This is a genomic window from Lysobacter humi (ex Lee et al. 2017), assembly GCF_054781815.1.
This window is the reverse complement of the sequence record NZ_BAAGTR010000012.1, coordinates 271,130-290,888: the sequence shown is the minus strand read 5'-3', so window position 1 is coordinate 290,888 and position 19,759 is coordinate 271,130. Positions and strand designations below refer to the sequence as shown.

The following is a 19,759-nucleotide window of genomic DNA, read 5'->3' as shown; positions in this document are numbered from 1 at the left end:
AGTTCTGTGACATAGATGCGGACGCGCGTTCCCCCGCATCTCCACAGGATTCCCAGATGAAGCATTCGCTGCGCTCCGCCGGCCTCGCGACCGCCGTCCTCGTCGCCCTCGGTTTCGCTTCGACCGCCGTTGCCGGCGGGCGTCCGGACCTCGTCCTCGCCGGCCTGAAGGCCGGTCGTCCGCACCAGTCGGGCGAGCTGATCGTGAAGTTCAAGGACGGCACCACCGCGGCCCAGCAAGCCGCCGTGCGCAACGGCCTCGGCGCGGCCAAGGCCGACACCCTGCGCGGCGCGCGCGCCGGCCGTGCCGAGACCGCGCTGCTGCGCCTGCCGGCCGGCGTCGGCGTGGCCTCCGCCATCGAGGCGCTGCGCAACGATCCGTCGGTCGACTACGCCGAGCCGAACTGGGTCTACACCCATACCGCCACGTCGAACGACACCTACTACACCAATGGCTCGCTCTGGGGCATGTACGGGGATGCGACGTCGCCGGCGAACCAGTACGGCTCGCAGGCCGCCGAGGCGTGGGCCGCGGGCCACACCGACTGCAGCGGCGTGCTGGTCGGCGTGATCGACGAAGGCATCTACACCGCGCACGAAGACCTCGCGGCGAACATCTGGACCAATCCGTACGACCCGGTCGACGGCCGCGACAATGACGGCAACGGCTACATCGACGACAAGAACGGCTGGGACTTCGACGGCAACTCGAACAACGTCAATTCCGGCGGCGCGAACGACGACCACGGCACGCACGTCTCGGGCACGATCGCCGGCGTGGGCGGCAACGGCAAGGGCGTCGCGGGCATGTGCTGGTCCGGCGTCAAGCTGATCAGCGCGCGCTTCCTCGGCCGTCGCGGCGGCACCACGGCGAACGCGGTCAAGGCGGTCGACTACTTCAACGACCTCAAGACGCGCCATGGCCTGAACATCGTCGCCACGAACAACTCGTGGGGCGGCGGCGGGTTCTCGCAGGCGCTGAGCGATGCGATCGGCCGCGCCGACGCCGCGGGCATCCTCTTCATCGCCGCGGCCGGCAACGACGCCTACGACAACGACGCGACGGCGAGCTATCCGTCCAACTATCCGCAGGCCAACATCATCGCGGTCGCCTCGACCACGAACACCGGCGGCCTCTCGAGCTTCTCGCAGTGGGGCGCCACCACGGTCGACCTCGGCGCGCCGGGCTCGGCGATCTACTCGACGGTGCCGAAGTCGGTGAAGGGCGCACTCGCGTCCGGCTACGCGAGCTACAGCGGCACGTCGATGGCGACCCCGCACGTGACGGGCGCCGCGGCGCTGTACAAGTCGAAGTTCCCGTCGGCGACGGCGGCGCAGGTCAAGGCCGGCATCCTCGATGCCACGGTGCCCACGCCGTCGCTGCAGGGCAAGGTGGTCACCGGCGGTCGCCTGAACGCCAGCGGCTTCTGATCCACGCGCAGTTGCATCGAAAAGCCCGGCTCCGGCCGGGCTTTTTCGTTGGGGCCGCGGTGTCGCGCGGCTAGAATGGCCTCTTTCGCCCACAGGCCGTCCCATGAGCATCAAGTCCGACCGCTGGATCCGCCGCATGTCCGAGCAGCACGGCATGATCGAGCCGTTCGCGCCGGGGCAGGTCAAGACCGCCGCCGACGGCGGGCGCATCGTCAGCTACGGCACGTCGAGCTACGGCTACGACGTGCGCTGCTCGCGCGAGTTCAAGATCTTCACCAACATCAATTCGACGATCGTCGACCCGAAGCACTTCGACGAGGGCAGCTTCGTCGACGTGGAATCCGACGTCTGCATCATCCCGCCGAACTCGTTCGCGCTCGCGCGCACCGTGGAGTACTTCCGCATCCCGCGCGACGTGCTCGTGGTGTGCCTGGGCAAGAGCACGTATGCGCGCTGCGGGATCATCGTCAACGTGACGCCGCTCGAGCCGGAGTGGGAAGGCCACGTGACCCTCGAATTCAGCAATACCACGCCGCTGCCCGCGCGGATCTACGCGAACGAGGGCGTCGCGCAGATGCTGTTCTTCCAGTCGGACGAGGTCTGCGAGACGTCCTACCGCGACCGCGGCGGCAAGTACCAGGGCCAGACCGGCGTCACGCTGCCCAAGACCTGATCCGGAGGGACCCGATGGATAGCGCGAATCCGTATACCCGCCCCGCGGCTGACGTCGCCGGGATCCCCGCAACCGGCGACGAGGTGCTCGCTGGCCGCGGGGAACGCCTCGCCGCCGTGCTGCTCGACACGCTGCTGATGGGCATGGTGATGCTCCCGCTGATGTTCGCGACGGGGCTGTGGTCCGAGATGATGGCCAACGCGACGCAGGGCCCGCTGGCCGGACTGGGGACGAAGATGCTCGCCGGGGTGCTCGGCTTCGCGGTCTTCGTGGCGATCCAGGGCTATCCGCTGCACACGAGCGCGCAGACCTGGGGCAAGCGCGTGCTTCGCATCCGGATCGTCCGCCTCGACGGCGCGCAGCCGTCGCTGCCGTATCTGCTGCTCCGCCGGTACGTGCCGATGCAGGCCGTCGGCCTGATTCCGTTCCTGGGCACGCTCTTGAGCTTCGTCGACAGCCTGCTGATCTTCCGCGACGACCGCCGTTGCGGACACGACCTGATCGCCGGCACCCGGGTGGTCAACGTGCGGCCCGCGTACGCCTGAGCGAAGCGGCACGTGTCGACCGCGCGCGCGGGCTAGCCTGACGAAACGCCGGCGACGGCGTGGCGGGCGAACGCGGCCCGCAGGCGGTCCAGCCGCTCGCCGAGCCCTCGAGCGTCGTACGCACGCGCGGGCACCGCGCCCCAGACCGGACGCGGCCATGCCGCATCGCCCTCGAATCGCGCAACCACGTGGACGTGGAGTTGCGCGACCACGTTGCCGAGCGCGGCCACGTTGAGTTTGTCGGGCGTGACCAGCTCACGCAGCACCGCGCTCGCGAGCGTGATCTCGTCAAGCAGGCGATGCGCATCGGCGGGATCAAGGCCCACCCATTCCACGGCACCCGCGACGCGCGGCACGAGGATCAGCCACGGGTAGTTCGCATCGTCCATCAGCAGGACGTCCGCGAGCGCGAGCGATACGACGTGGTGCGTGTCGTCGCGCAGGCGCGGGTGGAGCGACCACGCGGTCATGCGCTCACCTCGTCGAGGAAGGCGAGCGTGCGCGCCCAGGCGATCGCGGCCGAATCGGCGTCGTAGTCGGCGCGGCGGTCGCAGTTGAAGCCGTGGCCCGCGGGGTAGACGTGGATTTCGGCGCCGGGAAGGCGCGCGCGATGCAGGGCGACGTGCTCGGGCGGGATGATCGGATCGCGCTCGCCGAAGTGAAGCAGCAGTGGTGCGCGCGGCGGCTCGTCGAGGTAGGGCACCGTGCGTCCGCCGTAGTAGCTCACCGCCGGCAGCCCGAGGCGTGCGTTCGCGAGATAGGCCACGCTGCCACCCCAGCAGAACCCCACGACCGCCACGCGCTGGCCCTCCGCGCCCAGTGCCCCCGCCGCCGCGCCCACGATATCGACCGCGCGGTCGAAGCCCAGCGCCGCGACCAGCTCGCGCCCCCGGGCCACGCCGGCGTCGTCGTAGTCGAGTTCCACGGCCGCTTCCACGGGATCGCAGACCGATGGCGCGAGGACGGCCCAGCCCGCGCCCGCGAAGCGCGCCGCGACGTCGCGGATGTGCGCGTTGACGCCGAAGATCTCCTGCACCAGCACGACCGCACCCCGTGGCGGCGCCACCGGATCGGCGCGCCAGGCGCGCACGGCGCCGTGCGGGGTCTCGAGCAGGGTCCAGTCGTGCATGGCGCGGCTCTGTGCAGGGCAGGGCAGTCTAGCGGCCGTGGCGATGCGCCGGCTCCAGCGGCCCGGCGGGCCGCCGTTATACTGGCCGCCCGCCGCGCGCTCGCGCCGCTCCCGGGCCGTCGATCGACCGCCCCCAGACGACCACGCCATGTCCCTCTCCAACCCCAAGGTGGGTTTCGTCAGCCTCGGCTGCCCGAAAGCCCTCGTCGATTCCGAGCGGATCCTCACCCAGCTGCGGGTGGAGGGCTACGACATCGTGCAGACCTACGACGATGCCGACGTCGTGGTGGTCAACACCTGCGGCTTCATCGACTCGGCGGTGGAGGAATCGCTCGACGCCATCGGTGAGGCGATGGCCGAGAACGGCAAGGTGATCGTCACCGGCTGCCTCGGCAAGCGCGCGGACGTGATTCGCGAGGCGCACCCCGACGTGCTCGCGATCAGCGGCCCGGCGGACTATTCGAGCGTGATGTCGGCGGTGCATGCCGCATTGCCGCCGCAGCACGATCCGTTCACCGACCTGCTGCCGCGCCGCGCCGCGGACGACGACGTCGGCATCAAGCTGACGCCGAAGCACTACGCCTACCTGAAGATCTCCGAAGGCTGCAACCACCGCTGCAGCTTCTGCATCATCCCGTCGATGCGCGGCGATCTCGTCTCGCGCCCGGTCGACCAGGTGCTGCGCGAGGCCGAGAAGCTCGTGATGGGTGGGGTGCGCGAGCTGCTCGTGGTCTCGCAGGACACCAGCGCCTACGGCGTCGACCTGCGCTATGCCGAGCGCGAATGGCGCGGCCGCAGCTACCAGACGCGGATGAAGTCGCTCTGCGAGGGACTTTCGCAACTGGGCGTCTGGGCGCGCATGCACTACGTCTATCCGTATCCGCACGTCGACGACGTCATCCCGCTGATGGCCGAGGGCAAGGTGCTGCCGTACCTCGACATTCCGTTCCAGCATGCGAGCCCGCGCGTGCTGCGGCTGATGAAGCGCCCCGGTGCGGTCGAGAAGACGCTGGAGCGCGTGCAGAACTGGCGCCGCATTTGCCCGGACCTCACGCTGCGCAGCACGTTCATCGTCGGCTTCCCCGGCGAGACCGAGGCAGAATTCCAGGAATTGCTCGATTTTCTCGACGAGGCGCAGCTCGACCGCGTCGGCGCGTTCGCGTACTCGCCGGTGGAAGGGGCCGCGGCGAACGCATTGCCGGATCCGGTGCCGGACGAAGTGAAGCAGGAGCGGCTCGCGCGCTTCATGGAGCGGCAGGCAGAGATTTCAGCGCTGCGCCTCGAGGCGAAGATCGGCAGCGTGCAGCGTTGCCTCGTCGACAGCATCGACGGCGACCTCGCCTACGCGCGCTCAAAGGCCGATGCGCCCGAGATCGACGGCCTCGTGCAGATCCAGAACGCCGTCGAGGCCGAGTTGCGCGTCGGCGAGTTCTGCGACGTCGAGATCATGGGCAGCGACGAGCACGACCTCTATGGGGAGGCGCTCCTTCCCGGTGAGGACGCGCAGCGCATCGGCGCGCTGCCGCTGCTCGATCAGGCGTAGTCGACGCCGATGATCGCGACCCGCCGCGGGCCGGCGGGCAGCTGCACTTCGACCTCGTCGTCGACGCGCTTCTTCAGCAGCGCGCGGGCGAGCGGCGAGTCGATCGAGATGTCGCCCGACGACGGATCGGCCTCGTCCGGGCCGACCAACCGGTAAGCGAGCGTCTCGCCCGTGCCGGTGTCCTCGACCTCGACGCGCGCGCCGAAGAACACGGCCTCCCGGTCGGCCGGCATGTCCTCGACCACGCGCAGCGCGGGCACGCGCTTGCTGAGGTATCGCACGCGGCGGTCGAGCTCGCCGAGCTGCTTCTTGCGGTACGTGTACTCGGCGTTCTCGGAGCGGTCGCCCTCGGCCGCGGCGGCGGCGAGGGCGCGCACGATCTCCGGGCGCTTCACGCGCCAGAGCTCGTCGAGTTCTGCCTTCAGGCGCTCGAAGCCGGCGCGCGTGACGAGCGCGGTGCTGCGCTCGGCCGGGGGACGCCAGCGACCCATCCGTCAGGACGTCGCCAGGCGCGCGAGCACCGGCAGCGGTGCCTGGCCCGGGTCGGACACCGGGGCGAGCGTGTCGTTGCCCTGGACGCGGAAGACGCGGTCGAGCGCGTCCTTGGTGCCCGGGTCGAGCCGGATCAGCCCGGTGGCGGCCTCGTGCGTCCAGGTGCCGCGGCCGGACTCGCCCTCGGCGTCCAGCAGGTACGTGCCGTCCGCGCTGAGCTCGAGCCGCGTGCGGCCGTTCGCGAACGTTCCGGAGAACGCGCCGATGTCGAACGGTGCCTGGCCGGCATCCGCGGGCGCTGCGCCGGGCGCCGGGACCGGGGTGGAAACGCCGGGCGACGGCGCGTCGGCCGGGCTGGCCGCGGCGCGCTCGGTGGGCGCGGACGCGTCTTCACGGCTGCAGCCGGGGGCGATCGCGAGGGCGAGCAGGGCGGGAACGAGGATCTGCTTCATCGGGTTCTCCTGTGAATTTCAGCGACGTCCGAACAGGCCGCCGAGCAGGCCGCGCACGATCTGGCGGCCGATCTGGCTGCCCACCGTGCGCGCGGCCTGCTTGGCCATGGTCTCGACGATGCCCTGCCGGTTGGAGGCGCGTCGCGCCGGTTCCGCGCGCGGAGCAGCGGGCGCCGGTGCGGGCGTCGGTACCGCTTCGATGGCGGCCGCGCGGCGCTCGAGCATCTCGGCGGCCGACTCGCGGTCGACCGCCATGTCGTAACGCGTGCCGACCGGGCTGGTCGCACGCAGTTGCTGCCGCTCCGCAGGCGTCACCGGGCCGATCCGGCAGCGCGGCGGGGCGATCAACACGCGCTCCACCGGGGTGGGCACGCCCTCGGTGGTGAGCGTGGACACGAGTGCCTCGCCGATCGCGAGGCGCGTCAGTGTCGCCTCGACATCGATCGCGGGATTCGGCACGAACGTCTCGGCCGCGACGCGCACCGCCTTCTGGTCGCGCGGCGTGAATGCGCGCAGCGCGTGCTGGATGCGGTTGCCGAGCTGGCCGAGGATCTCGCCCGGCACGTCATCGGGGAACTGCGAACAGAAATAGACGCCGACGCCCTTGGAGCGGATCAGCCGTACGACCTGCTCCACGCGCTGCAGCAGCAGCGGTGGGGCATCGTCGAACAGCAGGTGCGCCTCGTCGAAGACGAAGACGAGCTTCGGACGGTCGACGTCCCCGACTTCCGGCAGCTGTTCGAACAATTCGGACAGCAGCCAGAGCAGGAACGTCGAGTACAGGCGCGGCTTGAGGATCAGGCTGTCAGCGGCGAGCACGCCGATCACGCCGCGGCCGTCGGGCGTGACGCGCATCAGGTCGGCCAGGTCGAGTGCGGGCTCGCCGAAGAAATGCCGGCCGCCGTCCGATTCGAGCCGCAGCAGCGCGCGCTGGATCGCGGCGATCGACGGCGCGCTCACCAGCCCGTAGCGCGTCGAGATCTCCTTCCGGTTCTCCGCGACGTGCGCGAGCAGCGCGCGCAGGTCCTCGAGGTCGAGCAGCAGAAGCCCGTCGTCGTCGGCCAGGCGGAAGGCGATGTCGAGCACGCCGGCCTGCGTCTCGTTGAGCTGCAGCATGCGCGAAAGCAGCAGCGGGCCCACCTCGGACACCGTGGCGCGCACCGGATGGCCGTTCACGCCGAAGAGGTCCCAGAACACGACGGGGTTGGCGGCGGGTACATGGTCGGTGATACCGAGCGCGTCGAGGCGCGCCTGCAGCCGCTCGGAGTGCGTACCGGGCATCGCGAGGCCGGAGACATCGCCCTTCACGTCCGCCATGAACACCGGCACGCCGAGCTTCGAAAAGCCTTCGGCGAGCGTCATCAGGCTGACCGTCTTGCCGGTTCCCGTCGCGCCGGCGACGAGGCCATGGCGATTACCGGAGCGCGCCGGCAGCTCGCTCGGTCGGCTCGCGGGCGACGGTGTCTTGCCGAGCAGGATCGATGCGGTCATCAGGCGATGCGTCATGGAGATGACCGGATTCTAACCATGCGGCGTTGGCAGGCTCGAAACGCGGTGCGCGTCCTTGCGACATCTCGGAGGCGGGGGCTACGCTCACGTCCCCATCACGCTCCGGGCGCCTTCACATGACCGATGTCTTCGACCGCCGCCGGCTGCCGCTCGCGATCATGCTGCTGCTGGGCACGTGCACGACGGCCGTCGCCGCATCGAAGCGCGAGGCCGCGGCCGTCGATGCGCTCGCATCGCGCATGCAGGCGGCCGAGACGCGCTATTCGAACGCGATGGTCGCCGCAGGCAACGGCGATCCGGCGGCGCAGCGCGAGGGCGATGCCGCGCTCGAGGACATGGAGGACGCCGTCAACGCCTGCATGAAGCTGCGCGACTGCCCGGTCAATTCGATGCTCGCGACTTACAAGCGCCTGCTCAAGCGGGGCGTGGATGCGGGCGGTGAGATCGAGGTCGCCGGCGAGCCGGTCCATGCGCATGGCACGCTTACCGCCGCGGTGCCGGAGGCCGCGCGCGCGGCGGCCCTGCTTTCGGAGGAGCATCGCTTCGACCGCATGGTCGAGTTCAATCCGGCCGTGCAGCATGCGATCCGTCGCTGGCTCACCGACATGCGCGGCTCGCTCATCGCGAGCCACGAGAACTACCAGTACATGCGCCACCTGATGGCACCGCAGTTCGAGCGGGCGGGCCTGCCCGAGGCGCTGCTGTTCGGCATCATGGCGAAGGAGTCGAACGGCAAGGTCCATGCGACCTCGCGCGCCGGGGCCGCGGGCCCGCTGCAGTTCATGCCCGATACGGGCCGCCGCTTCGGCCTCGGCAACGACGGCTCGGGCTTCGACACGCGCTACGACCCGCGCGCCGCCGCGATGGCGAGCGCCGAGTACCTCAACGAGCGCATGGGCGAGCTCAACCGCAACATCGAGCTCGCACTCGCCGGCTACAACGGCGGCGAAGGCCGAGCGCGGCGCGTGCATCGCGAGAACGGCGGCCGCAGCTTCTGGGACGAATCCGTCTACAACGAGTTCCCGGCGGAGACGCGCGACTACGTGCCGATGGTGATCGCGGCCGCGTGGCTCTACCTGCACCCCGAGGAGTACGGCCTGACGTTCCCGAAGGTGGATGCGAAGCCCGCCTCGCTGCGCCTGGAGAAGCCGAGCTCGATCTACGAGCTGACGATCTGCCTCGGCAACCAGGGCACGCGCGAGGGCTACATGCGCACGCTGCGCAACCTCAATCCGCGCTACGAGGCCTCGACGTACCTGCCGGCCGGCACGAGCCTCGCGGCGACCACGAAGATCGTCGGCCTGTACGGGCGCTGGTGCACGAATGGCGCGCGCGCCGACCTCGCACGCACGCTGGTGGCGAGCCAGCCGGACCGCGCGATCGTGCGCGGCACGGCGCCGGTCCCGGCGCAGGTGCCGATGGCGCCGCCGGCCGCTAGCGAGGAGCCGACGGGCAGCGACACGACATCCGGCAGCGGCGTGCCCGTCTCGTCACGGACGCCGTCACGCGAGTACCGCGTGCAGAGTGGCGAGACGCTGTTCTCGATCTCGCGCAAGTTCGAATGCGGGATCGATGCGCTCGCGCGCGCGAATGCGATCGATGGCCCGGGCTACCGCATCCGTCCGGGGCAGGCGCTCCGGCTGGAAGGCTGCCGCGGCTGACGCGCTCGGCGCGATCCGCGCCAGAGGCGCCGCTGGAGTGTCGGCGGCCGCAGGGCGACGAGGACGGCCGTGGCGACGCGACCGGTCGGATGACCTTCGCGTTGCGACGGATCAGGCCCGCCGCAACGTCGCCAACCGCTCGCCGAGTCGTACGGCGGACTCCGCGGTGAGCGCCGGGTCGAGCTCGGCGACGCCCGCGGGGAGCAGCACGATGACCGTCGAGCCGTAGTTGAAGCGCGCCATCTCGGCGAAGCGCTCGAGCGTGATCCCCGGTTCGTAGGTCTTCTCGTTGACGCGGTCGCCGTACTGCGGGATCTCGACGCCGCTCCAGACCGTCTCCACGCCGGACACCAGCAGCGCGCCGACCATGACCACGGCCATCGGCCCGAAGTCGGTGTCGAAATGGCAGACCAGCCGCTCGTTGCGCGCGAACAGGCGCGGCACGAGCCTCACCGCATTGGGCCCGACGCTGAAGAGGCGCCCGGGCACGTGGACCGTGCGCCGGAGGGTGCCGGTCCAGGGCATGTGCACGCGGTGGTAGTCGCGCGGCGAGAGGTAGACCGTCGCGAACACGCCATCGCGGTAGGGCGCGGCATCGGCCTCGCTGGCGAGCAGCTCTGCCGCCGTGAACGATCGGCCCTTCGCCTGGAAGATCTCGCCGGCGCGGATCGGCCCGCACTGGCTGATGCGTCCGTCGGCCGGCATCAGCAGGGCGTTCGCATCCGCATGCGCCTGGCGCGCGCCGGGCTTCAGCGATCGGGTGAAGAACGCATTGAACGTGGGATACGACCGCGGGTCGGCCTGCGCGGCCTCCTGCAGGTCGACGCCGAACTTGCGCGTCACCGTGTCGATCAGCCACCGGCTGACACGCGGATTGCTCGAGTAGGCGAGCGCACGCGCCATCGACGAGAGCAGCCGATGGGGCAGGGCATAGGTCAGTCGGGTGACGAGGCTCATCGGCGGGCGGCGGTCAGTGCGGTGAAGTCGGCCGCGATCGCGAGGGGATCGAGCGGCGGCTGGATGATGCCGGCCATGCGGCCTTCGGGATCGAGTGCGACGAGTGTCGCGCTGTGGTCGATGCTGTAGGCGTCGGCAGGCGCGCCAGGCTCCGGCGGTGACTTCGCGAAGACGAGGCTGATCGAGCGCGTGAAGCGCTCGAGCGCCGGGACGTCGGCCGTCGCGGCGATCGTGTCGCGATGGAAGGCATGCGCGTACTCGCCGATGCGGTCCGGCGCATCGCGCTCGGGGTCGACCGAGAGGAAGAGCACACGGGGGCGCATCGCCTCCGGGATCGACTCCCAGCGCTTCTGCGCCTTCGACAGCTCGGCGAGCGTGGTCGGGCAGATGTCGGGGCAGTGCGTGAAGCCGAGGAAGACGAGCGTCCAGTGGCCCTTGAGCTCCCCGGGCACCAGCTGCGTGCCGTCGGACTGGCGCAGCGAGAACGCGGGGATCTCACGCGGCGGGTCGAGCAGGTGCACGGCCTTGGTCGCGGGCTTCGTCGACACGGCGGGTCGATCGAAGACGTTCCGCGCGGCCACGAGGCCCAGGCCGCCCGCGACGGCGGCGACGAGCACGAGGAGCGTGGTCCGGTTGAACATGTCGATAGAACCCTGACGCAGGCGGCTGCCCAGTCTAACCCGCGGCCCCGCGGCTATAATCGCGGGCCTTCCACGCAGCGCCGGCCATGAACGCAGGTCTCCCGACCTTCCAGCAGGTCTCGATCATCGACCTCATCCGCCACGGCGGCAGCCTGTTCAATGCCGCGGGCCTCACGTTCGGCCACAGCTACGACAACGCGCTCGACGAGGCGACCCAGCTCGTCCTGCATGCGCTGCACCTGCCGCACGACCTGAGCCCGGTCTACGGCGCCTCGCGCGTCACGCAGGAGGAGATGGAGCGCGTGCTCGCCCTGTTCCGCCGCCGCATCGAAGAACGCGTACCTGCAGCCTACCTGACGGGTGAAGCCTGGTTCGCGGGCCTCTCGTTCAAGAGCGACAGGCGCGCCCTCGTACCGCGCTCTCCGATCGCCGAACTGATCCTTTCGGGGTTCCAGCCCTGGCTCGGCGAGCGCTACGTGCAGCGCGCGGCGGACCTGTGCACCGGCTCGGGCTGCATCGCGATCGCGATGGGCCACTACCAGCCGAACTGGGAGGTGGTGGGCGTCGACATCTCCGACGACGCGCTCACGCTGGCACACGAGAACCGCGAGCGCCTGCTGGCTCGCAACGTCGAGTTCGTGAAGTCCGACCTGTTCTCCGCGCTGCAGGGGCAGGTGTTCGACCTGGTCGTCACCAATCCGCCCTACGTCACGCACGACGAGACCGACGCGCTGCCGCCCGAATACTCGCACGAGCCCGAGCTCGGCCTGCGCGCGGGCGACGACGGCCTCGACCTCGCGCTGCGCATCCTGCGCGACGCGCCGGACCACCTTACCGAGGACGGCCTGCTGATCTGCGAGGTCGGCGAGGCCGAGGAGGCACTCTGCCGGCTGCTGCCGGAGCTGCACCTCGCCTGGGTCGAGTTCAAGGTCGGCCAGATGGGGATCTTCGTCGTCGAGCGCGCGGACCTCGTCGCGCATCACGAGCGCATCCGCGAGCTCGCCGACGCCCGCGAGCCGGCGCGCTGAGCGCGGGCGCATGAACACCTTCGGCCACCTGCTGCGCGTGACGACCTTCGGCGAGAGCCACGGTCCCGCGATCGGCTGCGTGGTAGACGGCTGCCCGCCGGGCCTGCCGATCGCGGCCGACGACTTCCGCCACGACCTCGAGCGCCGTGCGACCGGCCGCAGCCGCCACACGTCGCAGCGTCGCGAGGCGGACGACATCGAGATCCTCAGCGGCGTGTACGAGGGGGTCACCACCGGCACGCCGATCGCGCTGCTGGTGCGAAACACCGATGCGCGCAGCAAGGACTACGCCGCGATCGCGCAGCAGTTCCGCCCGGGCCATGCCGACTTCACGTACCAGGCGAAGTACGGCCTGCGCGATCCGCGCGGCGGCGGCCGCTCGAGCGCGCGCGAGACCACGATGCGCGTCGCCGCCGGCGTGATCGCCAAGAAATGGCTCACCGGGCGCGGCGTGGTCGTGCGCGGGCACCTGTCGGCGATCGGCGAGCACCGCGCACGCCCGGGCGACGCGGCGGGGCCCGACTGGTCGGCGGTGGAATCGAATCCGTTCTTCTGGCCGCGTGCGGACGAGGTGCCGATGCTGGAGGCGTACATGGACGCCCTGCGCAAGTCCGGCGACTCGGTCGGCGCGCGCGTCGACGTCGTCGCCGACGGCGTGCCCGCCGGCTGGGGCGAGCCGGTGTACGGCAAGCTCGACGCCGAACTCGCGGCGGCGCTGATGAGCATCAATGCGGTCAAGGGCGTGGAGATCGGCGACGGGTTCGATGTCGTGTCGAGCCTCGGCAGCGCGCATCGCGACGCGATGCGGCCCGGGCCGGACGGCACGCCGGTCTTCGACAGCAACCACGCCGGCGGCATCCTGGGCGGCATCTCGACCGGGCAACCGCTGCGCTGTTCGGTCGCGTTCAAGCCGACGTCGAGCCTGCGCCTGCCCGTGGACAGCGTCGATTCGACCGGCGCGGCCGTCGAGGTCGTCACCACCGGGCGCCACGATCCCTGCGTCGGCATCCGCGCCACCCCGATCTGCGAGGCGATGGTCGCGCTCGTGCTGATGGACCAGGCGCTGCGGCATCGCGCGCAGTGCGGCGACGTGCCGTCGAAACGATAGCGGCCAGTCCGACGCGCGATCGCGCGCGGCCTGCGCCGCAGCAAGCATCCACCGGCCGTGCGGCCGGCTCTTCCGCGCGATGCGCGGCGCCGCCATAGTCGGCAGTCCGCGACGGCCCGACCCGAACTCCCTCTTTTTCCGGATCCAGACATGTCCCAGAAGCCAGTCAACGTCGCCGTCGTCGGCGCCACCGGTGCGGTCGGCGAAGCGATGCTCAAGGTGCTCGCCGAGCGCCGCTTCCCGATCGGCCGCCTCCACCTGCTCGCGAGCGAGCGGTCCGCGGGCGGCAAGCTCGACTTCGGCGCGCGCCAGATCACCGTCGAGGATCTCGCCACGTTCGATCCGACGGGGATCGACATCGCCCTGTTCTCCGCGGGTGGTGGTGTCTCGAAGGAGTTCGCCCCGAAGTTCGCCGCGGCAGGCGCGGTGGTGATCGACAACTCGTCAGCCTTCCGTCACGACACGGACGTGCCGCTGGTCGTTGCCGAAGTGAATCCCGACGCGCTGCGGAACCGTCCGCGCGGGATCGTCGCCAATCCGAACTGCTCGACCATGCAGTTGCTGACGGCGCTCGCGCCGCTGCATCGTGAGGCCGGCATCGAGCGCATCAACATCGCGACCTACCAGTCGGTCTCCGGCACCGGCCGGCGCGCCCTGGAGGAGCTCGGCAAGCAGACCGCGCGGCTGCTCAACTTCCAGGATCCGCAGCCGGAGGTCTATCCGGTGCAGATCGCCTTCAACGTCATCCCGCACGGCGGCGACTTCCTCGAGAACGGCTACACCACCGAGGAGATGAAGCTCGTCTGGGAGACGCGCAAGATCCTCGGCGACGAGTCGATCCAGGTGAACGCGACCGTGGTCCGCGTGCCGGTGTTCTACGGCCACTCCGAGGCCGTGCACATCGAGACCCGCCAGAAGCTCACCGTCGAGCGCGCCCGCGAGCTGCTGCAGCAGGCACCGGGCGTCGAGGTCGTCGACGAGCGCGTGCCGGGTGGCTATCCGACGCCCGTCACGCATGCCTCGGGCCGCGATCCTGTCTACGTCGGCCGGCTGCGCGAGGACATCTCGCATCCGCGTGGCCTCGCCCTGTGGGTCGTCGCCGATAACATCCGCAAGGGCGCGGCGCTGAACGCCGTGCAGCTCGCCGAACTCGTGATCGCCGAATGATCGGCGATTGCCCGCGGGTGACGCCGGCGGCTAGAGTCTGCGCGGAACCCGGGGAGAACGGCCTGTGAGGCAATTGACGCGTACCGCCTGCCTGCTGGCGCTCGCGCTGGCGAGCGGGTCCGCGGCCGCGCTCGGGCTCGGGCAGATCCAGGTGCGCTCCGCGCCGGGCGAGCCGCTCGTGGCGGACATCCCGGTGGTGACGAGCGATCCGAACGAGCTCGTCGAGCTGCAGGCCTCGCTGGCCTCGCCGTCGACGTTCACGCGCGTGGGGCTCGAGCCGCCGATCGGCGTCGTGGCGGACCTGCAGTTCACGGTGGCGAAGGACGCCGCCGGCCGCCCGATCATCCGCGTGACCTCCTCGCAGCCGGTCACCGAGCCCGTGCTCACGTTCCTGGTCGAGGTCGACTGGGGGCAGGGGCGTCTGGTCCGCGAGTACTCGGCCGTGGTCGATACGCCGGGCTCGGTCGCCGCGGCGCCGGTCGAACCGGTGCAGGCGCCGGTGGTCGCGACGCCGCAGGTGATCGAGCGTCCACCGGTGGTGGTGCCGGCCCCGCAGGCGCCGCGTCCTGCACCGGTCCCCGAGGCCACGCCGGCGGCGCCGGTCGCCGCGACCTCGGCGGAATCGCCCGCGAACTACCGCGTGCGCCAGGGCGACACGCTTTCCCGCATCGCCGCGCAGGTCGCGCCCGACGGCGCGACGGCCGAGCAGACGATGATCGGGTTGCTGCGCGCGAATCCCGGGGCCTTCATCGGCGGCGACATCAACCAGCTGCGGCGCGGTGCGGTCCTCCGGGTGCCGGCCAGCGCGGAGCTCGAGGCCGTCGAAGCACGCGAGGCCGCCACGCTGGTGCGTACCTATTCCCGACGCTGGCGCGAGGCACGTACGCAGCCGCAGGCACCCGTCGCAGCGGCGGTACCCGACGCCGCACCGGCCGCCGCGCCGCGCGGGCGGCTCGAAATCCTCCCGCCCGGCGCCGGTCGTGCAGCCGCGGCGGGTACACAGTCCGGCATCGCGGCCGGAGGCGAGGGCGACATGCTTCGACAGGAACTGCAACAGACGAAGGAGACGCTCGCCGCGCGCGATGCCGAGCTGCAGGAGCTCCGCAGCCGCGTCGCCGACCTCGAGAAGCTCCAGGCCGACCAGCAGAAGCTGATCGCGCTCAAGGATGCCGAGATGGCGGCGGCGCAGAAGCAGGGCGCGCAGGCGCCCGCGGATCCCGGCTATTCGTCGCCGCTGCCGTGGATCGCCGGTGGCGCGCTCGTGCTGCTCGGCCTCGCCGCCGCAGCCTGGAACCGCCGCCGCGCCCGCCTGCGGCCTGCATTTGTGCCGACCGAGCCGAGGCCGTCCGTCGCCGATGCCTTCGCCAATTCGTCTGCGCCTGCCGCGACCGGCTCCAAGGCAATGCCGATGGCCACGACGCGCGACAAGGCCCCCGCACCGGAGGCGGTGCCGTCCTGGCAGCGCAAGCCGGCCGCCGCCGCGCCCGCATCGGCGCCGGTCCCCGCCGCCGCGCCCGCCGTGACGGAGACGCCGCGCTGGGCCGCGCCCGCCGGCGCCTCGGCTGCCGCACCTGCGGTCGGTTCGGTCGATCACCTGGCGGAGGCCGCGCCGCAGACCGACATCGACCGCCTCGAACTCGCGCAGGCCTACCTCGACCTCGGCGACGCCGACAACGCGCGCCGGCTGCTGGGCGAGGTCGCCGACGGCAAGGACGCGACCGCGCGCACGGTCGCCACGCGCATGCTGCGCGACATCGGATGACCGAAACCCCGGACTGCGCTCCCTCCGAGGTTCCACGCAGGCGCTGGGCCGCGGCCGTCGAGTACGACGGCGGTGGCTTCAGCGGCTGGCAGCGGCTCAGCCCGCATGGCATGCCCGAGCCCACGCCGCTGCCCACGCTGCAGGCGACCGTGGAGGACGCGCTGTCGTCCATCGCCGGGCACCCGGTCGAGGTGACCTGCTCGGGGCGCACCGACGCCGGCGTCCACGCCACCTGCCAGGTCATCCATTTCGACGCGACCACCGCGCGCGACGCGCGCAGCTGGATGCTCGGCGGCACCACGCGCCTGCCGCCGGAGGTCTGCATCCGCTGGTGCGTGCCCGTCGCCGGTGACTTCAATGCACGCTTCTCGGCGCGCGCCCGCCGCTACGTCTACCGGATCGTCAACCGCGCCGTGCGCCCCGCGCTGCAACGGCAGATGCTCGCCTGGGAGCGAAGGCCGCTTGACGCCACCGCGATGCACCGGGCGGCACAGTCGCTTCTCGGCGAGCGCGACTTCTCCGCATTCCGCACCGTGCACTGCCAGGCGACGCATGCACGGCGCGAAATGCAGGAGATCCTCGTGCGACGCACCGGCGAGGTCGTGGAGGTGGAGGTGCAGGCCAATGCTTTCCTCCATCACATGGTCCGGAATATCGTCGGTAGCCTGCTGATGGTCGGCCGTGGCGAGAAACCCGAAGGGTGGATCGCCGAACTCCTTGCCGGTCGCGATCGCACGCGCGCCGGCCCGACCGCGCCGTCCGCCGGCCTGGTCTTTCTCGGCCCGCGCTATCCGGCGGACTGGAACCTTCCCCCCGAGGTCACCCTGTGAACCGAACGCTCTTCAGGACCCGCATCAAATTCTGTGGCTTCACGCGGCCGGGCGACGTGCGCCTGGCCTGCGAGCTCGGCGTGGACGGCATCGGCTTCGTGTTCTCGCACAGGAGCAGCCGCCGCATCGCGCCGGAGGAGGCCCGCGCGATGCGCCAGGCGCTCGCTCCGCTGGTCGATGCGGTCGCCTTGTTCCAGGACAACTCGCTGGAGGAGGTGCGCGACGTCGTCCGCCAGGTGCGCCCGAGCCTGCTGCAGTTCCACGGAAGCGAGGACGACGCCTTCTGCCGCAGCTTCGGCCTGCCGTACCTCAAGGCCGTGCCGATGGGCGACGAGATCATGGCGCCGCACTACCTGCAGCTGCGGTTCCCCGGCGCCGCGGGCTTCCTGCTGGACAGCCATCGTCCCGGTGGAGCCGGCGGCACGGGCCGCACGTTCGACTGGACCAAGATCCCGAAGGACCTGCAGAAACCCTATGCACTCGCCGGCGGCCTGACGGCCGAGAACGTCTTCGAGGCGGTCTCCACGGCGACGCCCTGGGCCGTCGACGTCTCGAGCGGCATCGAGGCCGAACCGGGCATCAAGGACGGCGACAAGATGCGCCGGTTCGTCGAGGAAGTGCGGCGCGCGGACTGCCACACTGACAGCACCGCAGCGGTCTGCTGATCGCCTAAACTGGCGGGCCGCACCGCCGCGGCCCGCCCCAGTGGTCCCGATGTCCGCCGTCGCCCAGCCTTCCGATTTCCACGCCTTCCCAGACGCGCGCGGCCACTTCGGCCGGTTCGGCGGGCGCTTCGTCGCCGAGACCCTGATGGGTCCGCTGCAGGAGCTCGCCGAGGCCTACGACGCCGCGCGTATCGACCCCGCGTTCGTCGAGGCCTTCGACAACGATCTCGCGCATTACGTCGGCCGCCCGAGCCCGATCTACGAAGCCGAGCGGCTGAGCCGCGAGGTCGGCGGCGCGCGCATCCTGCTCAAGCGCGAGGACCTCAACCACACCGGCGCGCACAAGATCAACAACACGATCGGCCAGGCGCTGCTCGCCAGCCGCATGGGCAAGACACGCATCATCGCGGAGACCGGCGCCGGGCAGCACGGCGTGGCGAGCGCGACCGTGGCGGCCCGCCTTGGGCTCGAATGCGTCGTCTACATGGGCGCGACCGACATCGAGCGCCAGAAGATCAACGTCTACCGGATGAAGCTGCTCGGCGCGACCGTCGTGCCGGTGACCAGCGGCTCGGCGACGCTCAAGGACGCGCTCAACGAGGCGATGCGCGACTGGGTCACGAACGTGCGCGACACGTTCTACATCATCGGCACCGTCGCCGGCCCCGATCCGTATCCGCGCATGGTGCGCGACTTCAACGCGATCGTCGGCCGCGAGGCGAGGGCACAGATGCTCGCCGAATACGGGCGGCTTCCCGATGCGGTCACCGCCTGCGTCGGCGGTGGCAGCAATGCGATCGGCATCTTCCACGCCTTCCTCAACGATGCGGCCGTGCGCCTCGTCGGCGCGGAGGCCGCGGGCGACGGCATCGAGACGGGCCGCCATGCGGCGTCGCTCGCCGCCGGCCGGCCGGGCGTGCTGCACGGCAACCGCACCTATGTGATCTGCGACGACGACGGCCAGATCATCGAGACCCATTCCGTCTCCGCGGGCCTCGACTATCCGGGCGTGGGCCCCGAGCACGCCTTCCTCAAGGACACCGGGCGCGCGGATTACGTCGGCGTCACCGACGCCGAAGCGATGGACGCCTTCTACCGGCTCACGCGCCTGGAAGGCATCCTGCCGGCGCTCGAGTCGAGCCATGCGATCGCGCAGGCGATCAAGCTCGCCCGCGAGCTGCCGCGCGACGCGCTCGTGCTCTGCAACCTGTCCGGGCGTGGCGACAAGGACGTGCACACCATCGCGGCCCGCGACGGCCTCGTCTTCTGATCCGGCGCCACGGCGCCGACCTGCGAGATCCATGAACCGTATCGATCGTCGTTTCGCCGAGCTGCGCGCGTCCGGCCGCAAGGCGCTGGTCCCCTTCGTCACCGCCGGCGATCCTTCGCTCGAGGCGACCGTCCCCGTGCTCCACGCGCTTGTCGAGGCGGGCGCCGACGTGCTCGAGCTCGGCGTGCCGTTCTCGGATCCGATGGCGGACGGCCCGGTCATCCAGCGCAGCTCCGAGCGCGCACTCGCGCGTGGCGCCGGCATCGATTACGTGCTCGGCTGCGTTCGGTCGTTCCGCGAGACGGATGAAGGCACGCCGGTCGTGCTGATGGGCTACCTGAATCCGGTCGAGATCCGCGGCGCGTCCCGCTTCGCGCAGCAGGCGGCGGCCGCCGGCGTCGACGGCATCCTGCTCGTCGACCTGCCGCCGGAGGAGGCGGACGAGTTCCGCGACGCCTTCGACACGGCCGGCGTCGCGCTGATCCTTCTCGCGTCGCCGACCTCCGACGACACACGCATCGCGCGACTGCGCACGCTCGCGCGCGGCTACCTGTACTACGTGAGCTTCGCGGGCGTGACCGGCGCCGACGGTCTCGACACCGGGGCCGCGGGCGAGCGCCTGCGTGCCATCCGCGAGGCGTCGCCCGTGCCCGTGGTGGCAGGGTTCGGCATCAAGGACGCGCGCAGCGCGGCCGCGATGGCGGTCGATGCCGAGGGCGTCGTGGTCGGCAGCGCGCTCGTCGCGGCGATCGCGGGGGCGGCAGACCCGTCCGCCGCCGCGCGCGGCTTCCTCGCGCCGTTGCGCGCCGCGCTCGACGCCTGACGCCCGTCCGGCGGCTCCGGCCGCTGCGCTACACTGCCGTGCTGGCCGTTCGTCGGCCGAAATGAACGAAAGGG

General features: G+C 71.1%; 20 protein-coding genes. 13 read left to right on the top strand and 7 right to left on the bottom strand.

Going from position 1 to position 19,759, the window contains the following annotated elements; genetic code table 11:
• The first annotated feature begins 56 nt into the window (after nucleotides 1–56).
• The 3 genes from ACYVJJ_RS12375 (at nucleotide 57) to ACYVJJ_RS12365 (ending at nucleotide 2,648) form a co-directional block, all read left to right on the top strand.
• On the top strand, nucleotides 57–1,430 hold the full coding sequence (locus tag ACYVJJ_RS12375) for a S8 family peptidase (protein ID WP_460833981.1): 1,374 nt from the start codon (nucleotides 57–59) through the stop codon (nucleotides 1,428–1,430).
• 103 nt (nucleotides 1,431–1,533) lie between these two features.
• Nucleotides 1,534–2,103, top strand: coding sequence for a dCTP deaminase (gene dcd / locus ACYVJJ_RS12370; RefSeq protein WP_460833979.1), 570 nt, complete (start codon nucleotides 1,534–1,536; stop codon nucleotides 2,101–2,103).
• 14 nt (nucleotides 2,104–2,117) lie between these two features.
• On the top strand, nucleotides 2,118–2,648 hold the full coding sequence (locus ACYVJJ_RS12365; protein WP_460833978.1) for an RDD family protein: 531 nt from the start codon (nucleotides 2,118–2,120) through the stop codon (nucleotides 2,646–2,648).
• Nucleotides 2,649–2,680: 32 nt separating this feature from the next.
• Here the strand turns inward: ACYVJJ_RS12365 and ACYVJJ_RS12360 are convergent, their stop codons facing one another.
• Together ACYVJJ_RS12360 and ACYVJJ_RS12355 are read right to left on the bottom strand one after the other, a co-directional pair.
• On the bottom strand, nucleotides 2,681–3,118 hold the full coding sequence (locus ACYVJJ_RS12360; RefSeq protein ID WP_460833977.1) for an HIT domain-containing protein: 438 nt from the start codon (nucleotides 3,116–3,118) through the stop codon (nucleotides 2,681–2,683).
• A complete protein-coding gene (locus tag ACYVJJ_RS12355; protein WP_460833975.1) occupies nucleotides 3,115–3,777 on the bottom strand; it encodes a dienelactone hydrolase family protein in 663 nt (220 codons plus the stop codon). Before ACYVJJ_RS12355 ends, ACYVJJ_RS12360 begins: the two co-directional genes overlap by 4 nt.
• A 148-nt stretch (nucleotides 3,778–3,925) precedes the next feature.
• On the opposite strand from ACYVJJ_RS12355, the gene rimO reads away from it, so the two are divergent.
• Nucleotides 3,926–5,320, top strand: coding sequence for a 30S ribosomal protein S12 methylthiotransferase RimO (gene rimO, locus ACYVJJ_RS12350; protein ID WP_460833974.1), 1,395 nt, complete (start codon nucleotides 3,926–3,928; stop codon nucleotides 5,318–5,320).
• Here rimO and greB read toward each other — a convergent pair.
• Genes greB through ACYVJJ_RS12335 form a run of 3 tightly spaced genes read right to left on the bottom strand, consistent with a single transcriptional unit; the run spans nucleotide 5,311 to nucleotide 7,755 of the window.
• Nucleotides 5,311–5,811 carry a transcription elongation factor GreB gene (gene greB, locus ACYVJJ_RS12345; protein WP_460833972.1) on the bottom strand — a complete coding sequence of 167 codons (501 nt, stop codon included), beginning with the start codon at nucleotides 5,809–5,811 and terminating at the stop codon, nucleotides 5,311–5,313. The two genes, rimO and greB, sit on opposite strands and share 10 nt — an antisense overlap.
• A 3-nt stretch (nucleotides 5,812–5,814) precedes the next feature.
• Nucleotides 5,815–6,264 (bottom strand): hypothetical protein, encoded by a 450-nt coding sequence (locus tag ACYVJJ_RS12340; RefSeq protein WP_460833970.1) that lies wholly within the window; start codon nucleotides 6,262–6,264, stop codon nucleotides 5,815–5,817.
• A gap of 18 nt (nucleotides 6,265–6,282) precedes the next feature.
• The gene (locus ACYVJJ_RS12335) at nucleotides 6,283–7,755 is read right to left on the bottom strand and encodes a helicase HerA-like domain-containing protein (RefSeq protein ID WP_460833968.1); all 1,473 of its coding nucleotides are present in this window, start codon (nucleotides 7,753–7,755) and stop codon (nucleotides 6,283–6,285) included.
• Between the two features lie 134 nt (nucleotides 7,756–7,889).
• Between ACYVJJ_RS12335 and ACYVJJ_RS12330 the strand changes: the two genes are divergently transcribed.
• The gene (locus ACYVJJ_RS12330; RefSeq protein ID WP_460833967.1) at nucleotides 7,890–9,434 is read left to right on the top strand and encodes a transglycosylase SLT domain-containing protein; all 1,545 of its coding nucleotides are present in this window, start codon (nucleotides 7,890–7,892) and stop codon (nucleotides 9,432–9,434) included.
• Nucleotides 9,435–9,545: 111 nt separating this feature from the next.
• Here the strand turns inward: ACYVJJ_RS12330 and asd are convergent, their stop codons facing one another.
• Together asd and ACYVJJ_RS12320 are read right to left on the bottom strand one after the other, a co-directional pair.
• Nucleotides 9,546–10,391, bottom strand: coding sequence for an archaetidylserine decarboxylase (asd, locus tag ACYVJJ_RS12325; RefSeq protein ID WP_460833965.1), 846 nt, complete (start codon nucleotides 10,389–10,391; stop codon nucleotides 9,546–9,548).
• Nucleotides 10,388–11,032: an SCO family protein gene (locus tag ACYVJJ_RS12320; protein WP_460833963.1), complete on the bottom strand. Its 645-nt coding sequence runs from the start codon at nucleotides 11,030–11,032 to the stop codon at nucleotides 10,388–10,390. The genes asd and ACYVJJ_RS12320 overlap by 4 nt, the downstream gene beginning before the upstream one ends.
• An 86-nt stretch (nucleotides 11,033–11,118) precedes the next feature.
• Between ACYVJJ_RS12320 and prmB the strand changes: the two genes are divergently transcribed.
• From prmB to trpA, 8 genes are all read left to right on the top strand, one after another.
• Nucleotides 11,119–12,060 carry a 50S ribosomal protein L3 N(5)-glutamine methyltransferase gene (gene prmB, locus ACYVJJ_RS12315; protein ID WP_460833961.1) on the top strand — a complete coding sequence of 314 codons (942 nt, stop codon included), beginning with the start codon at nucleotides 11,119–11,121 and terminating at the stop codon, nucleotides 12,058–12,060.
• A gap of 10 nt (nucleotides 12,061–12,070) precedes the next feature.
• Nucleotides 12,071–13,168: a chorismate synthase gene (gene aroC / locus ACYVJJ_RS12310; RefSeq protein ID WP_460833959.1), complete on the top strand. Its 1,098-nt coding sequence runs from the start codon at nucleotides 12,071–12,073 to the stop codon at nucleotides 13,166–13,168.
• A gap of 150 nt (nucleotides 13,169–13,318) precedes the next feature.
• Nucleotides 13,319–14,335 carry an aspartate-semialdehyde dehydrogenase gene (locus ACYVJJ_RS12305; RefSeq protein ID WP_460833957.1) on the top strand — a complete coding sequence of 339 codons (1,017 nt, stop codon included), beginning with the start codon at nucleotides 13,319–13,321 and terminating at the stop codon, nucleotides 14,333–14,335.
• A gap of 73 nt (nucleotides 14,336–14,408) precedes the next feature.
• Nucleotides 14,409–16,097, top strand: coding sequence for a FimV/HubP family polar landmark protein (locus tag ACYVJJ_RS12300; protein ID WP_460833955.1), 1,689 nt, complete (start codon nucleotides 14,409–14,411; stop codon nucleotides 16,095–16,097).
• Nucleotides 16,094–16,927: a tRNA pseudouridine(38-40) synthase TruA gene (gene truA, locus ACYVJJ_RS12295; RefSeq protein WP_460833953.1), complete on the top strand. Its 834-nt coding sequence runs from the start codon at nucleotides 16,094–16,096 to the stop codon at nucleotides 16,925–16,927. The genes ACYVJJ_RS12300 and truA overlap by 4 nt, the downstream gene beginning before the upstream one ends.
• Nucleotides 16,924–17,592 (top strand): phosphoribosylanthranilate isomerase, encoded by a 669-nt coding sequence (locus tag ACYVJJ_RS12290; protein ID WP_460833952.1) that lies wholly within the window; start codon nucleotides 16,924–16,926, stop codon nucleotides 17,590–17,592. Before truA ends, ACYVJJ_RS12290 begins: the two co-directional genes overlap by 4 nt.
• 49 nt (nucleotides 17,593–17,641) lie before the next feature.
• Nucleotides 17,642–18,862, top strand: coding sequence for a tryptophan synthase subunit beta (gene trpB / locus ACYVJJ_RS12285; protein WP_460833950.1), 1,221 nt, complete (start codon nucleotides 17,642–17,644; stop codon nucleotides 18,860–18,862).
• 31 nt (nucleotides 18,863–18,893) lie between these two features.
• A complete protein-coding gene (gene trpA / locus ACYVJJ_RS12280) occupies nucleotides 18,894–19,685 on the top strand; it encodes a tryptophan synthase subunit alpha (protein ID WP_460833948.1) in 792 nt (263 codons plus the stop codon).
• Nucleotides 19,686–19,759 lie beyond the last annotated feature (74 nt).